The sequence below is a fragment of the Tsukamurella sp. 8F genome (assembly GCF_029167375.1).
Classification (GTDB): domain Bacteria; phylum Actinomycetota; class Actinomycetes; order Mycobacteriales; family Mycobacteriaceae; genus Tsukamurella.
In genome coordinates this window covers 13439-27483 of record NZ_JARFTP010000043.1, presented here as the reverse complement: position 1 = coordinate 27483, position 14045 = coordinate 13439, and the positions used below count along the sequence as shown (strand labels likewise).

Genomic DNA, 14045 nt, shown 5'->3' with positions numbered 1-14045 from the left:
CGCGCGCCGAAGGCCGCCCCCGCCGGACGCGCGGCGCCGACGCTCACGTGCGCGCTGCGGAGCCCGTCCAGCACCGCGCGCGCCCCGGCCCGCGCGACCGAGATCGGCAGGCCCGCCGCGCGCGACGTCAGCGCCACGTATTCGTCGAAGCCCAACCCGCCCAGCACATCCCCGGCGAACACGTCTGCCGCCCGCGCCAGCACCGGGGCCCGCTCCACCACCGGCAGCGGCCGAGCCCCGCGCTGCGCAGCCACGCACCGTGCCACCAGCAGCGGCGGCACCACGGCCAGTTCGGCTACCCTGTCTCCGTTTGCGTCGCGGACGAGTTCCAGTTTGCGCGAGCGGTATTCGCCGCCTGCGACCAGCGCGTCCAGCTCCATCAGTACACCCCCTCGACGATCCTCTCCCCCTCGAACTCCTCCACCGGGGTCACATCGCTGACGGAGTCTCCGACGGCACCGTCCGGTCCCAGAACCCGCACGGCGGTGTCCCGTTCGAGGTTGTTCGGAATGAACATGCTCCTGCTCACATGGTTCATGACGACGCGACCGCGCATGCCGTATGGAACCTCCTCACCGGTACCGTCCACGACACGGAAGGTCACGTACGGCGAACGGGGGTCGAAGACGAACACGTCGGCCGCGGGGTCACGGGTGGCGCATTGCGACAGGATCATCGTGCTGCCGTAGACCATCGTGATCGCGGCGTCGGGGAACAGGTCACGCAGCACGTCCAGGGTGTCGGCGTCGACGTGCGCGCCGCTGAGGAGGATGAAGCGCACCTTCTCCGCGATCAGGGCCGCTATGCCGTCGTCGCGGGCGAGAGCGGTGAGTAGGGGCGGCGTGACGTGCAGGTTCGCGATGTTCTGGGTCTCGATCACGTGCCGCGCCTGCTCGGCGAGATGCGCTATGTACGTCTCGCGGGCCGAACCGCCGGCCACCGGACGCTTCGCCCACCGAGGATCGAAGTCGACCGTGTGGTACGCCGATCCCAGCCGGCCGGCGACGGCACGCGAGAAGTAGCCGACACCATGCGGGCCGCTCGGCATGAGGCCGAGCAGCCCTGCGCCGGAGACGAATCCACCCCGCGCAAAGTCCCCGGTCTGCCATCGCGTCACCTGCTCCACCCAGTCCGGTAGCTGTGCCGTCCGCTTCGGCGCGCCCGTGGTGCCGCCGGACTCGAACACGAGCGGCACAGCGTCTCCGTAGCCGCGCGGCACGAGGTCCTCGATCGGCGCGTCACGCAACGCCCCGAGCCGATCCGGGAACCGGCGCAGGTCGGCGTGTGTCCGGATCTCCGCAACGGGATCGAAGCCGAGCGACTCCTTCGCCCGCAGCCAGAACGGCGAGCCCGTCTCCTCGCCGAAGTGCCACGCGACCGCCGCCCGGAGGTATGCCTCGGGATCGGGTGGTGCGTCGCGCGGCACGTCGAGCAGGGAGAAGTCGGCCACGCAGCGGATACTGACGCACCGGGTGCGTTCTCGCACCCGACGACGCCCGCTGTTCACCGCACGGCGCACGAGAATTCGCCTCCACGGAATTATTCGGACCGTGGTCCGGTTACATCGGGTGTCCGCATCAGCCACCGACAAGGAGGCACCAGAATGCCCGCCGTCACTGCCGACACCCTGACCCTGCCCCGCATCGCGGCCGCCGACGAGACCCAGACCCAGCGCCCGGTGCGCACCGTGACCACCGGTCCCCGCGGCCACGAGGGCCTCGGTTTCCCGGTGGTTCGCGCATTCGCCGGAGTGCATGCCCGCGATCTCGATCCGTTCGTCCACATGGACCAGATGGGGGAGGTCGACTACCAGCCCGGCGAGCCGAAGGGCACCGACTGGCACCCGCACCGCGGCTTCGAGACCGTGACCTACATGATCGACGGTCGCTTCGCCCACCAGGACAGCCATGGAGGCGGCGGCCTGATCCACGACGGCGCCACTCAATGGATGACCGCGGGCTCCGGGATACTGCACATCGAGACCCCGCCGGCCGAGCTCGTCGAATCCGGCGGGCTGTTCCACGGCATCCAGCTGTGGGTCAACCTGCCGCGCGCAGAGAAGTTCGCGACACCCGCCTACCAGTCGATCGAGGGCGGGCAGGCCACCCTGTTGTCCAGCACCGACGGCGGCTCACTCGTCCGTCTGATCGCGGGCGACGTAGATGGGCACGCCGGTCCGGGTTCCACACGCACGCCGATCACCATGGCGCACGCGACCGTCTCCCCCGGTGCCGAACTCGATCTGCCTTGGCCGCGCGACTTCAACGCGCTGGCCTACGTGCTGTCCGGTCGCGGCACCGTCGGGCCCGACCGTCGCCCGATCCGCGAGGGCCGGCTCGCGCTGTTCGGCCCGGGCGACCGGATCCGCATCGACGCCGACACGGGCCAGGATTCGAACCGCCCCGCCCTCGAGGTGCTGCTGCTGGGCGGCCGGCCGATCCGCGAGCCGGTCGTGCAGTACGGGCCGTTCGTGATGAACACGCGCGCCGAGCTCGTGCAGGCGCTCGAGGACTACCAGTCCGGGCGCTTCGGCCACATCCCCGCCGACGCGCTCATGCCGCACACGGCCCGATAATGCTCCTCCTACTTACGGGGCGAGACTGCGGCGAGATGGGCCTGATCCGCCGCAGTTCGCGCCCCGAAGTCCCCGATACACGACCATCCCCGGGTGACGTTCGACACCAATGATTCTGACATAACAGAACTAACAGTCATCAGTTAAGGAGTTCGTAAAGAACTCTCCGTAATCTGCGTTGGCATGTCGCTCGGATCCCTCACCCACGCCCGAGTCGTGGCGCGATCGAACCTGCGCCACGACATACTCGCCTCCCTCGTCGTCTTCCTCGTCGCCCTGCCCCTGTCCCTCGGTATCGCCATCGCGTCCGGCGCCCCCGTCATGGCGGGCCTCATCGCGGCGGCCGTGGGCGGCATCGTCGCCGGCACGCTCGGCGGCTCACCGCTTCAGGTGTCGGGCCCGGCAGCCGGACTCACGGTGGTCGTCGCCGAGTTGATCAACCGATTCGGCTGGAAGACAACCTGTTTCATAACGGTTGTCGCCGGAATCCTTCAGATCCTCTTCGGCCTGTCCCGCACCGCCCGTGCGGCGCTCGCCATCGCGCCGGTGGTGGTGCACGCGATGCTCGCAGGCATCGGCATCACCATCACGCTGCAGCAGTTGCACGTCCTACTCGGCGGTGACAGCCGCTCCAGTGCGTGGGAGAACATCTCGACCCTGCCGGCCTCCCTCGCGGCCCCCGACTGGTCGCACGTCGCGATCGGCGGCCTCGTCATCGCCCTCCTCCTGGGCTGGAAGTACCTACCCGCCAAGGTCCGCGTGGTTCCCGGCCCACTGGTCGCCATCATCTCGGCGACCGTCGCCTCGCTCGGCCTCTCGGGCGTCGACCGCGTGACCCTCGACGGCTCCCTCTTCGACGCCATCGGCCTGCCCGCCATGCCCGACGGCAACTGGGGCGCCCTCGCGATCGGCGTCCTGACGGTGGCCCTCATCGCGTCGGTCGAGTCCCTGCTGTCGGCGGTCGCGGTCGACAAGATGCACACCGGGCCGCGCACCGACTTCAACCGTGAGCTGATCGGCCAGGGCGCGGCCAACATGTCCAGCGGCCTGCTCGGGGGCCTCCCCGTGACCGGTGTCATCGTCCGCAGCTCGACCAACGTCGCGGCCGGTGCGCGCAGCCGCACATCGGCGATCCTGCACGGCGTCTGGATCCTCGTCTTCTCGGTGCTGCTCACCGGACTCGTCCAGCAGATCCCGCTGGCCGCGCTGGCCGGCCTGCTCATCGTGATCGGCCTGCAGCTGGTGAAGGTCGGCCACATCTCCCTCGCCAGCCGCACCGGTGACCTCCCCGTGTACCTCGTCACCGTTCTAGGCGTCGTGTTCCTCAACCTGCTAGAGGGCGTCGCGATCGGCCTGGTCCTGGCGATCGCGATCGTTGTGTGGCGCGTCGTCCGCGCCCACGCCACCGTCGAGACCATCGGCCCCGAGGGCTCGCAGCGGTGGCTGGTCACCGTCACGGGTAGCGCCACATTCCTGTCGCTACCGCGCATCACCAGCGCGCTCGCGAAGGTGCCCGAGGGCGCCGACGCCGTCGTCGACCTCGACCTCGACTTCCTCGACCACGCCGCGTACGACGCGATCGAGGACTTTCGAAAGGCACAGGAGGGCATCGGCGGCACCGTCGAGATCCGGGCACGCCACCTGCCGCTCGACACCGTCGCGCACACGCCGCCACGACGGCTGCTGACCAAGCGCGGCTGATGCCCGAGTAGCGCAGGCGCGGCGCGCGGTCTACTCTTTCGATAACGGTTGTCATTTCACCCATCGGAACCTCCGTGGTTGCCGATGAAGCCCTTATCGGAGGATCATCATGCGCCTGCGCCTGCTCGCCGCCACCGTCACTGCGGTCGCCACCGTCGCCGCCTGCAGCAGCGGAGGAACTTCCGGCGGTGGGGACGGCAAGCCCCAGGTGGTCACATCGACCGACGTCTACGCCTCGATCGCCAAGGCCGTCGCAGGCCCCGACGCCGACGTGACGGCGCTGTTCACCAACCCCACGGGCGACCCGCACGAGTTCGAGCCCAGCGCCCAGGACACGCTCAAGGTCAAGCAGGCCAGCGTCGTCGTCGAGAACGGTGGGCACTACGACGCCTACATGGACTCCGCCCTCGACGGCACCGACGTCCCGCGGGTCGACGCCTACAAGCTGAAGTTCGGCACGGACGATGCCAAGGACGCCCACGGCGGCGAGGTGAATGAGCACGTCTTCTACGACCTCGCCACGATGAAGAAGGTCGCGGACGCCCTCGCCAAGCAACTCGGCGAGAAGGACTCCGCCCACTCCGGCGCGTACTCCAAGCGTGCATCGCAGTTCGACACCCAGGTCGACGGTGTGCTGCAGCGCGCCGAGGGGCTCAAGGGCCGGAAGGCGCGGATCGCGTCCACCGAGCCCGTAGCGGGCTATCTGCTCGAGGAGTCGGGGGTCACCGACGCCACCCCCGAGGCGTTCCTGCACGCGATCGAATCCGGCACCGATCCGTCGCCCGCCGACATCGCGACGACCACCGACCTCATCAAGAACAGGCAGGTGCGCGCGCTCCTTCTCAACTCGCAGACGGAGAGCTCCGTGACCACGACCCTGCAGAAGCTCGCGGGCACGTCGGGCGTCCCCGTCGTGACCGTCACGGAGACCCTTCCCGCCGGCGTCACGGACTACGTGAAGTGGCAGGGCGGCCTTGTAGACGCCCTCGCCGCAGCCGTCAAGTGAGCCCAGCACCCGACCATCCGGTCGTCCACCTCCAGGGGGCCGCGCTCCGCTTCGGCGAGCGCACGCTGTGGTCGGCCCTCGATCTCGACATCGCGCCCGGAGAGTTCGTCGCGATCCTCGGCCCCAACGGAGCGGGGAAGACGTCACTCCTACGCGTGCTGCTCGGCCAGGCCCAGCTCTCGGCGGGCACCGTCGACGTCCGCGGGACGGTCGGATACATCCCGCAGCAGCGCGCGCTCGACAAGTCCGTGCCCCTGCGCGGGCGCGACCTCGTCGGCCTGGGGTACGACGGTGAGCGGTGGGGCCTCGGGATACGCGGGCGCAGGGAGCGGCGGATCGCCGTCGACGCAGCCCTCGCGCAGGTCGGCGCGATGTCGTTCGCCGACGGCTCCGTCGGCACCATGAGCGGCGGTGAGCAGCAACGGCTACGGGTCGCACAGGCGCTGGCATCCGATCCGGCGGTCCTGCTGTGCGACGAGCCGCTGCTGTCCCTCGATCCCGGCAACCAGCAACTGGCGGTGTCGCTCATCGAGCGCCGCCGTCGCCGGTTCGGTACCGCCGTACTGTTCGTGTCGCATGAGATCAACCCGATACTGCCCTACGTCGATCGGGTGCTGTACCTGGTGGACGGGCGCTTCCAGATCGGCCCGACGCGCGAGGTGATGACGTCCGAGGTGCTCTCCAGGTTGTACCGCGCCCCGGTCGACGTCATCGAGGTACGCGACCGTCTAGTCGTGGTGGGAGGTGACTGACGACATGACGGAACACCTGCGCCAGATGTTCGAATTCGGCGTCACCTGGGAGCTGCTACGGCAGGGATTCGTGCAGCAGGCGATCTTCGCTGCTGCGCTGCTCGGAGTCCTGGCGGGCGTGCTGAGCCCGTTGATCGTGTCGCGGCAGATGGCGTTCAGCGTGCACGGCACGTCCGAGCTGTCGCTGACAGGCGCTGCGTTCGCGCTGCTCGTGGGCTTCAACGTAGGCGCCGGCGCGCTGCTCGGCGCGATCGCAGCCGGCGCGATCTTCGGGCTGCTCGGCGTGTATGCACGGGAACGGGATTCGGTGATCGGCGTCGTCATGGCGTTCGGCCTCGGCCTGTCCGTGCTGTTCTTAGCGCTCTACCCCGGGCGGCAGGGCACGGCGTTCTCGCTGCTGACGGGGCAGGTCGTGGCGGTCGGCCTCAAGGGTGTGTGGCTCATGGCCGGGACCGCGGCGATAGTCCTGCTCATCCTCGCGTTCGTATACCGGCCGCTGCTCTTCCTCTCGACGGACCCCGACGTCGCCGCCGCCCACGGGGTGCCTGTCCGCGGACTCACCGTGCTGTTCGCGATGCTGGTCGGCGCCGCCGCTGCGCAAGGCGTGCAGATCGTGGGCGCCCTGCTCGTGATGTCCCTGCTCATCACCCCCGGCGCGGCCGCGGCGCGGGTCACCAGTTCCCCTGTCCGCACGACCGTGCTGTCGGTCACCTTCGCACTGGTCGCCGCGGTCGGCGGGATCGTATTGTCGCTAGCGCCCGCTCTGCCGGTGTCGGTGTTCGTCACGAGCCTCTCGTTCCTCATCTATCTGGTGTGCCGAATCGTGGGACGGATGCGTTCCGAGTCCCGGCGCGGCGTGCCGGCGCCCGAGATCGCCGTGGCCCGGGACACGCAGCACACGCACTAGCCTGGAGCCCGTGCGTATCGATCTGAACGCGGACTGCGGCGAGTCCTACGGCACCTGGCACCTCGGGGACGACGAAGCCCTACTCCCCCTGGTCACGTCCGCCAACGTGGCGTGCGGCTTCCACGCCGGCGATCCGACGACCCTGCGCGCTACCTGCTCCGCGGCGGTGCGCCGTGGCGTCCGGATCGGGGCGCAGGTCGGGTATGCGGACCTGCGCGGGTTCGGGCGACGTTTCACCGAGGTCCCGTTCGACGACCTGATGGCCGACGTCATCTACCAGGTCGGCGCGCTGCAAGCGATCGCGCAGAGCGTGGGCGGCCGCGTCGAGTACGTGAAACCCCATGGGGCGCTGTACAACGCGATCGTCCACAATCGCGATCAGGCCGAGGCCGTAGCGGCTGGGATCTCCGCCTGCGCGCCCGGGCTCCCAGTCCTCGGGCTGCCCGGCTCGGCGTTCCTCACCGTCGCGCAGGCCGCGGGGCTGCGCCCGGTCACGGAGGCGTTCGCCGACCGCGCCTATACCGCCGAGGGCGCCCTCGTCCCGCGGTCACTACCGGACTCCGTGTTGCACGATCCCGACGAGATCGCCTCGCGCGTGGTGCGGATGATCCGGGTCGGCGCAGTCGAATCCATCGACGGCGAAGACGTGGCGATCGATCCTCAGTCGGTCTGCGTTCACGGCGACACCCCCGGCGCGGTTGCCGTCGCCCGCCGGATCCGCGCCGAGTTGGACGCCGTCGGCATCGAGGTGGCGACCTTCTGCTGATGCCCGGCAACGCGGCGCTGTCAGCCTCGCCGACCGAATAGCAGGCCCGCGCGGCTGACGCCGTCGCACTGCGGAGGTGACCCCTACCGCCCCAGGCCACGACCCGCTGTGGTGAGCATCCCGACGCAGTGATCGACCAGCGTGTCCCGGTCCACCGCCAGCCCGCCTGTCAGGAACTGGGTGAACAGCGCGGTCAGCGCGCCGACCAGCCCGACGGCCGTCATCTCCCGCACGTCGGCGGGCACGCCGTCGGGCAGCGAGGCGGCGACGAGCGCGAAGAAGTCCGGCATGTGGCCCAGGCCCAACGTCGCGAGTGCGGGTTCCCGGTACGGCGCCAGCAGCAGCACTCGGCCCATATCGGGCCGGTCGATCATCAGGCCCACGAACGCGTCGACCGCAGCCGCGGCGAGGGCCTCCTGTCTCGGGTGTGCCGTGATCGCCGCCGCCAGCGCCGCCCGAGCCTGCTCGCTGACGTCGTGATAGACCGCACGCACGTAATCGTCGCGCGTGCCGAACGCCTGATAGAAGTAGCGCTCCGTGATCGATGTCGAACGGCACACGGCGCGCACGCTCACGGCCGGTCCGTCCGCGGCGCCCAGCAGACCCACGCCCGCGTCGAGCATCGTCACCCGCCGCGCGGCGAGCCTCTCGTCGGCCCCGTTGGTGGGCCGCTCCACCGACTCGTTCATCGCCTCCCAGTATCGCCGACCCCGAGCACCGCCACTCCGACGTGTACAAGGCGTTCTTCACCCGGCCCGAAGCGCCGTGCTATGTCCTGTAGGCATGACACAGCGCACGCACGAGACCACGGAGTCGGCGGTCGCCCGGATGGCCGCCGCGGCACAGGACGCCGGCGTCACGGTCGACCGCCTGGGCCCGGCCGAGTTCATCGTCCGGGCGGGCGCGACCAGGGCCGGCCTCGTACTCGACGAGCAGGACCGCAGCTATCGCCTGACAGACGTGCCCGCCGCGATCGAGACCGTCGTCCGCCCAGGCGAGCGAGCGCCGGGCATGTACACCTGGAGCCCCGGAATCCTGCCGGTCCGCGCGACTCTGCTCGCGGGCACGGGCCACACATGGGAGTTCGCGGCCACCTACGAGAAGGCGACGCGCAAATGGGAGCTGCAGCCCACCAACGACTCGGCCCGGTTCGCCTACGCGCAGCTGACCGAATACGGCTGGCACCGCACGATGGGCCGTCGCGCCGCCGCGCTGCTGATCGTTATCGCGGCGCTCCTCGCAGTCGTCGCCGTCGGGCTCGTGACACTGGTGGGCGTGTTGGCCGGCCCGGTATGGCTCGCGGTCGTCGCGGTTCTGATCATCGGTCCGGCGCTGCTTCGGCGGCTCCGTCGCTGACGACATCCGGGGCGCCGTACCGCCGGCCGCACCGGCCGGCTATGCGCGCTGGCGCGCGAACTCGCCGAGTACCACGCCCGCCGCGACGGACGCGTTGAGGGATTCGACCGACGACGCGATCGGGATGGAGAGGATCGAGTCACAGTTGTCCCGGACCAGGCGCGACAGCCCCTTGCCCTCCGACCCCACCACGACGACGGTGCCCGTCGTCCCGTCGTAGTCGTACAGCGAGACGTCGCCACCCGCGTCCAGCCCCACGATCTGCAGCCCCGCGGCCGCGTAGTCGGCGAGCGTGCGGTTGAGGTTCGGCGCCTGCGCGACCGGTAGCCGGGCCGCAGCGCCCGCGGACGTCCGCCACGTGACGGCCGTGACCGACGCGGTGCGCCGACCGGGGATCACGACCCCGTGGCCACCGAATGCGGCGGCGGACCGGATGACGGCGCCCAGGTTGCGCGGATCCGTGATGTTGTCGAGAGCGACGATCAGCGGTGCCTCGCCACGGTCCCGCGCACGCGTCAGCAGGTCGTCCGGGTGCGCGTAGGAATACGGCGGCACCTGCAGGGCGATTCCCTGGTGCAGCCCGTTCTCGCTCATCCGGTCCAGCTCGGAGCGCTGCACCTCGAGGATGGAGATGCCGCGGTCGGCCGCCGCGGTGACCGCCTCGGTGAGCCGCTCGTCGTTCTGCGCGCCGAGCGCGACATACAACGCAGTCGCCGGGACGTCCGCGCGCAGACACTCGACTACGGGGTTGCGCCCGAGGACGTACTCCGGACCGTCCTCGGCGGGCTTGCCGGGGCGCCCGCCTCGGGTGGGCCGGCCGCCGCCCGACTTCGCGGCGGCCCTCGCCTTCTTGTACTGCGGATGGTTGGGCCGCATGTGGGCGGGCGGGGTAGCGCCACGCCCCTCCAGCCCGCGTCGTCGCACACCACCGGAGCCCTGGACCTGGCCCTTCTTGGTGCCCGACTTGCGGATCGCGCCGCGGCGCTGCGAGTTGCCTGCCATGGGTTCTCCTCGGCTCTCGATAGGTTCGTGGTCAGTCGGCCAGGCGCCAGCTGGAGCCGTCGGCACCGTCGGTCACTTCGATGCCGGCGGACCCCAGCCGATCGCGGACGGCGTCCGCCTCGGCCCAGTCCTTCTCGGCTCGCGCCGTCGCGCGGCGCTCCAGCTCCGCGGTCACAAGGACGTCCAACGCGCCGAGCGCGGCCGTATCGTCGCCGGATTCCGCCTCCCAGTGCGGGTCGAGCGGGTCGACGCCCAGCACGGCCGTCATGGCGCGTACCGACGACGCGTGCGCGAGGGCACCGTCGACGTCCCCGGTCTCGAGGGCGACATTTCCCGCCTTAACCGCCGCGTGCACCTCGGCGAGGGCGCGCGGGACGGCGAGGTCGTCGTCGAGGGCCTCGGCGAAGGAATCGGTCCATCGCCCCAGGGGGACCGACGCCCCGACATCCCCCGCCGCTCCGCCCACGCGGCGCGCCACCCGGCCGATGAACGACTCGATGCGCCCGTACGCCGCTGCCGCCTCGCGCAGCGCGCCATCCGAGAACTCCTGCATCGACCGATAGTGCGCCGAGCCCAGGTAGTAACGCAGCTCGACTGCTCTGAACTGTTGCAGCAGAACGGGAATCGACACGACGTTGCCGAGAGACTTGCTCATCTTCTCGCCGGACATGGTGACCCAGCCGTTGTGCAGCCAGTACCGTGCGAACCCGTCGCCGGCACCGTGCGCCTGCGCGATCTCGTTCTCATGATGCGGAAAGACGAGATCCATGCCGCCGCAGTGGATATCGAACTCACCGCCGAGGTAGGACGTCGCCATCGCCGAGCATTCGAGGTGCCAGCCGGGACGCCCCGGACCCCACGGCGACGGCCACGACGGTTCGCCCGGCTTCGCCGCCTTCCACAGCGTGAAGTCGAGCGGATCGCGCTTACCCGCGCCGGCCGACTCACCCTGCTGCACATCGTCGACCTTCTGCCGCGACAGTGCGCCGTACTCCGGCAACGACCGCACAGAGAAGTACACGTCGCCGTCGGCCGCGTACGCATGCCCGCGGTCGATCATGCGCTCCATGTACGTGATCATCTGCGTTATGAAGCCGGTGGCCCGCGGCTCGGCCGACGGGGGCAGGACGCCGAGGGTGTCGTAGGCGCGCGTGAACTCACGCTCATGCGTCGCGGCCCACTCCCACCAGGGTCGGCCCGCTTCGGCGGACTTGCGCAGGATCTTGTCGTCGATGTCCGTCACGTTGCGTACGAACGCCACGTCGAACCCGTTCGCGTCCAACCATCTCCGAAGCACGTCGAATGCCACGCCGCTGCGGATGTGCCCGATGTGGGGCACGCCCTGCACCGTCGCACCACACAGGTAGATGCCCGCCCTACCCTCTACGAGGGGCACGAAGTCCCGCACTTCGCGGGTCAGGGAATCGAACAGCCGTAACGTCACGACTGGACATTCTACGGGCTACCGACCGGTGCCCTCGGCCGTGTAGACCAGTGCGGTCGCCACTGCCGCCACGCCCTCGCCCCGGCCCGTGAGCCCCAGGCCGTCGGTGGTGGTGGCCGAGACCGAGACCGGTGCGCCCACGAGCTCGGCGAGCACACGCTGTGCCTCGTCGCGCCGCGGGCCGACCCGGGGGCGGTTCCCGATTAGCTGAACGGCCGCGTTACCCACGACGAAGCCGTTGTCCGACAGCATCTTCCGAACAACAGCGAGCATCGAGGCACCGGTCGCGCCCTCCATCTCGGGCCGCCCGGTGCCGAATACCGAGCCGAGATCGCCGAGGCCCGAGGCCGACAGCAGCGCATCGCACAGGGCGTGCACGGCCACGTCTCCGTCCGAGTGGCCCTCGCAGCCGTCGCCGTCGAACAGCAAGCCGAGCATCCAGCACGGCTTGCCCGGGGCGACGGGATGCACGTCGGTGCCTATGCCTACGCGGGGCAGAACAGGTGTCACGAGCCCTCCAACAGTGCCCTCGCGACCGCGAGGTCGAACGGGGTGGTGATCTTGAGCGCTCGCGCGTCTCCGGGCACGACGGTGACAGTGCCTCCGGCGCGCTCGACCAGACCGGCGTCGTCGGTGGCCGCGCCCTCGGCAACCGCGTACGCGTCCAACAGCACGCGGGCGACGAAGCCCTGCGGCGTCTGCACAGCGCGCAGGTCGGTGCGGTCGACGGTCTCCAAGACCCGCGTGCCGTCGACCCGCTTCACCGTGTCGACGACCGGGAGAACCGGGATGACGGCGGTGGCACCGCCGCGCAGCGCCTCCACGACCCCGGCGATGACGCCGACCGGCGTGAGCGGTCGGGCGGCATCGTGCACGAGGACCAGGTCACCGTCGACGGCACCCGCGGCTTCGAGGCCACACCGCACGGAGTCCGTGCGCTCGGCGCCACCGGTCACTACGACTGCACCTGGCGCCTCGCGTCGAGCCTCGACGAGCAGGTCCGGCGGAGCCATGACGACAACGGTGTCCACGACGCCGGAGGCCTTCAGGCCCGCGACCGCGCGGTCCAGGAGGGTGCGCCCGAGCAGCTCTACGAACGCCTTCGGACGTCCCCCACCCAGACGAACGCCCTGGCCCGCTGCGGGGACCAGGGCGACAACGCTCATCTAGGAGGCCTGTGCAAGGACCTCGTCGAGGATGGTCTCGGCCTTGACGTCATCCGTGGACTCGGCCAGGGCCAGCTCACCGACGAGGATCTGGCGGGCTTTGGTGAGCATCCGCTTCTCGCCGGCCGAGAGGCCGCGATCCTGTTCGCGACGCCACAGGTCGCGGACGACCTCGGCGACCTTGTTCACATCGCCCGACGCCAGCTTCTCGAGGTTCGCCTTGTAGCGGCGCGACCAGTTGGTCGGCTCCTCGGTGTGTGGGGCACGCAGAACCTGGAAGACCTTGTCGAGTCCCTCCTGCCCGACGACGTCGCGGACGCCGACCACCTCGGCGTTCTCCGCCGGGACCTTGACCGTGAGGTCACCCTGCGCAACCTTGAGGACCAGATATTCGCGCTCCCGGCCTCCGATGGTCTTGATTTCGATAGCTTCGATCAGTGCGGCACCGTGGTGGGGGTACACAACGGTGTCTCCGACCTTGAAAATCATAAGATCCTTGCCCCTTTCGATGGTTATCAGTTTAACACGCGGCATTTCCGGGGGCTCAGGCAACGTCGCAGGTCAGAAACGTGCAGGGCGTTCTCCAGGTCTTGACAACTCGACGCCTCGGTGATCCACGGGGTACCGAACGCGCCTCCACACAGCTTTCTCCGAGGTCCGGCGACTCATCTTCTCGAGTCCCGCCGACACACGCGCGGGCGCGGCCTACTACGCTGCCTAGTGACAAGTCAGCGGTAACTGCCGATGTGCGGCGGAACTGGAGGAACCGGTGTCAGCAACCGATCACAGCCAGCGTGGCGCATCCGGCGTCACCGCCTCGCGACGCGGTGTCCGCGCGGCCGCCGGAATGGCCCTCGTGGCCGGCACGCTGCTGGCCACGGCGGCCTGCGGTTCGGGCCAGATCTCGCAGACCGCGAGCCAGGTCGCCGCGATCAACGGCGCCAACCAGCAGGTCAAGGACCTCGCGCTGCGCGACGTGCACATCCTGTACCCGGCCGTCGGCGGCCAGGCGCGGATCGCTTTCACCATCGCCAACCAGAGCCCCACCGACTCCGACTCGCTCGAGTCGATCACGTCGGCCGACGGCACCAAGGCCTCCATCTCGGGCGACACCACCATCGCGCCCAACAAGGCGATCTACGGAAGCGCCCCCGCGGGCACGCTCGACGGCGCAGACATCGACCGGCTCAAGGTGTCGATCCCCGTCGCCGGGCAGCTGCGCCCCGGCCTCACTACCGACCTCACCTTCACGTTCGCCAAGAGCGGCTCGCTCACCGTCCCCGTCCCCGTCGACGCCGGCGCCACCACCGGCCCGGTCGAGGCGGGCGCCTCGTCGGGCTCGGGCGGCCACGGCGGCGGGCACTGACCGA

General features: G+C 70.0%; 14 protein-coding genes and 2 pseudogenes. 8 read left to right on the top strand and 8 right to left on the bottom strand.

What is annotated here, in order from left to right; all coding sequences use genetic code 11:
• Both P0W64_RS20990 and P0W64_RS20985 read right to left on the bottom strand, forming a co-directional pair.
• Nucleotides 1-380, bottom strand: a pseudogene (locus P0W64_RS20990) (aldehyde dehydrogenase); the annotation flags it as partial.
• Nucleotides 380-1450, bottom strand: coding sequence for an AMP-binding protein (locus tag P0W64_RS20985; RefSeq protein WP_275482128.1), 1071 nt, complete (start codon nt 1448-1450; stop codon nt 380-382). The pseudogene P0W64_RS20990 and the gene P0W64_RS20985, both read right to left, overlap by 1 nt.
• Nucleotides 1451-1603: 153 nt before the next feature.
• Here P0W64_RS20985 and P0W64_RS20980 point away from each other — a divergent pair, with 153 nt between their 5' ends.
• The 6 genes and pseudogenes from P0W64_RS20980 to P0W64_RS20955 all read left to right on the top strand — a co-directional run bounded on the left by P0W64_RS20980 (nt 1604) and on the right by P0W64_RS20955 (nt 7707).
• Nucleotides 1604-2575, top strand: coding sequence for a pirin family protein (locus P0W64_RS20980; RefSeq protein ID WP_275482127.1), 972 nt, complete (start codon nt 1604-1606; stop codon nt 2573-2575).
• A 183-nt stretch (nt 2576-2758) separates the two neighbouring features.
• Nucleotides 2759-4204: pseudogene (locus P0W64_RS20975) on the top strand (SulP family inorganic anion transporter); the annotation flags it as partial.
• A 181-nt stretch (nt 4205-4385) separates the two neighbouring features.
• Nucleotides 4386-5282 (top strand): zinc ABC transporter substrate-binding protein, encoded by an 897-nt coding sequence (locus P0W64_RS20970; protein ID WP_275482126.1) that lies wholly within the window; start codon nt 4386-4388, stop codon nt 5280-5282.
• Nucleotides 5279-6034 carry a metal ABC transporter ATP-binding protein gene (locus P0W64_RS20965; protein ID WP_275482125.1) on the top strand — a complete coding sequence of 252 codons (756 nt, stop codon included), beginning with the start codon at nt 5279-5281 and terminating at the stop codon, nt 6032-6034. The genes P0W64_RS20970 and P0W64_RS20965 overlap by 4 nt, the downstream gene beginning before the upstream one ends.
• The gene (locus P0W64_RS20960) at nt 6027-6941 is read left to right on the top strand and encodes a metal ABC transporter permease (RefSeq protein WP_275482124.1); all 915 of its coding nucleotides are present in this window, start codon (nt 6027-6029) and stop codon (nt 6939-6941) included. The genes P0W64_RS20965 and P0W64_RS20960 overlap by 8 nt, the downstream gene beginning before the upstream one ends.
• A 10-nt stretch (nt 6942-6951) precedes the next feature.
• Nucleotides 6952-7707, top strand: a complete 756-nt coding sequence (locus P0W64_RS20955; protein WP_275482123.1) for a 5-oxoprolinase subunit PxpA — start codon at nt 6952-6954, stop codon at nt 7705-7707.
• A gap of 83 nt (nt 7708-7790) precedes the next feature.
• Here P0W64_RS20955 and P0W64_RS20950 read toward each other — a convergent pair whose 3' ends face one another.
• Nucleotides 7791-8396, bottom strand: a complete 606-nt coding sequence (locus P0W64_RS20950; RefSeq protein WP_275482122.1) for a TetR/AcrR family transcriptional regulator — start codon at nt 8394-8396, stop codon at nt 7791-7793.
• Between the two features lie 94 nt (nt 8397-8490).
• Here P0W64_RS20950 and P0W64_RS20945 point away from each other — a divergent pair, with 94 nt between their 5' ends.
• Nucleotides 8491-9063 carry a hypothetical protein gene (locus tag P0W64_RS20945; RefSeq protein ID WP_275482121.1) on the top strand — a complete coding sequence of 191 codons (573 nt, stop codon included), beginning with the start codon at nt 8491-8493 and terminating at the stop codon, nt 9061-9063.
• 39 nt (nt 9064-9102) lie between these two features.
• On the opposite strand, the gene rlmB is transcribed toward P0W64_RS20945, so the two are convergent.
• Genes rlmB through P0W64_RS20920 form a run of 5 tightly spaced genes read right to left on the bottom strand, consistent with a single transcriptional unit; the run spans nt 9103 to nt 13164 of the window.
• Nucleotides 9103-10065 carry a 23S rRNA (guanosine(2251)-2'-O)-methyltransferase RlmB gene (rlmB, locus tag P0W64_RS20940; protein ID WP_275482120.1) on the bottom strand — a complete coding sequence of 321 codons (963 nt, stop codon included), beginning with the start codon at nt 10063-10065 and terminating at the stop codon, nt 9103-9105.
• 31 nt (nt 10066-10096) lie between these two features.
• Nucleotides 10097-11509 carry a cysteine--tRNA ligase gene (gene cysS / locus P0W64_RS20935; RefSeq protein WP_275482119.1) on the bottom strand — a complete coding sequence of 471 codons (1413 nt, stop codon included), beginning with the start codon at nt 11507-11509 and terminating at the stop codon, nt 10097-10099.
• Between the two features lie 18 nt (nt 11510-11527).
• Nucleotides 11528-12007, bottom strand: a complete 480-nt coding sequence (gene ispF, locus P0W64_RS20930; protein ID WP_275482130.1) for a 2-C-methyl-D-erythritol 2,4-cyclodiphosphate synthase — start codon at nt 12005-12007, stop codon at nt 11528-11530.
• 8 nt (nt 12008-12015) lie between these two features.
• Nucleotides 12016-12675, bottom strand: coding sequence for a 2-C-methyl-D-erythritol 4-phosphate cytidylyltransferase (gene ispD / locus P0W64_RS20925; protein WP_275482118.1), 660 nt, complete (start codon nt 12673-12675; stop codon nt 12016-12018).
• Nucleotides 12676-13164: a CarD family transcriptional regulator gene (locus P0W64_RS20920; RefSeq protein WP_275482117.1), complete on the bottom strand. Its 489-nt coding sequence runs from the start codon at nt 13162-13164 to the stop codon at nt 12676-12678. It lies immediately after the preceding gene.
• Nucleotides 13165-13444: 280 nt separating this feature from the next.
• On the opposite strand from P0W64_RS20920, the gene P0W64_RS20915 reads away from it, so the two are divergent.
• A complete protein-coding gene (locus P0W64_RS20915) occupies nt 13445-14041 on the top strand; it encodes a hypothetical protein (RefSeq protein ID WP_275482116.1) in 597 nt (198 codons plus the stop codon).
• Nucleotides 14042-14045: the final 4 nt, after the last annotated feature.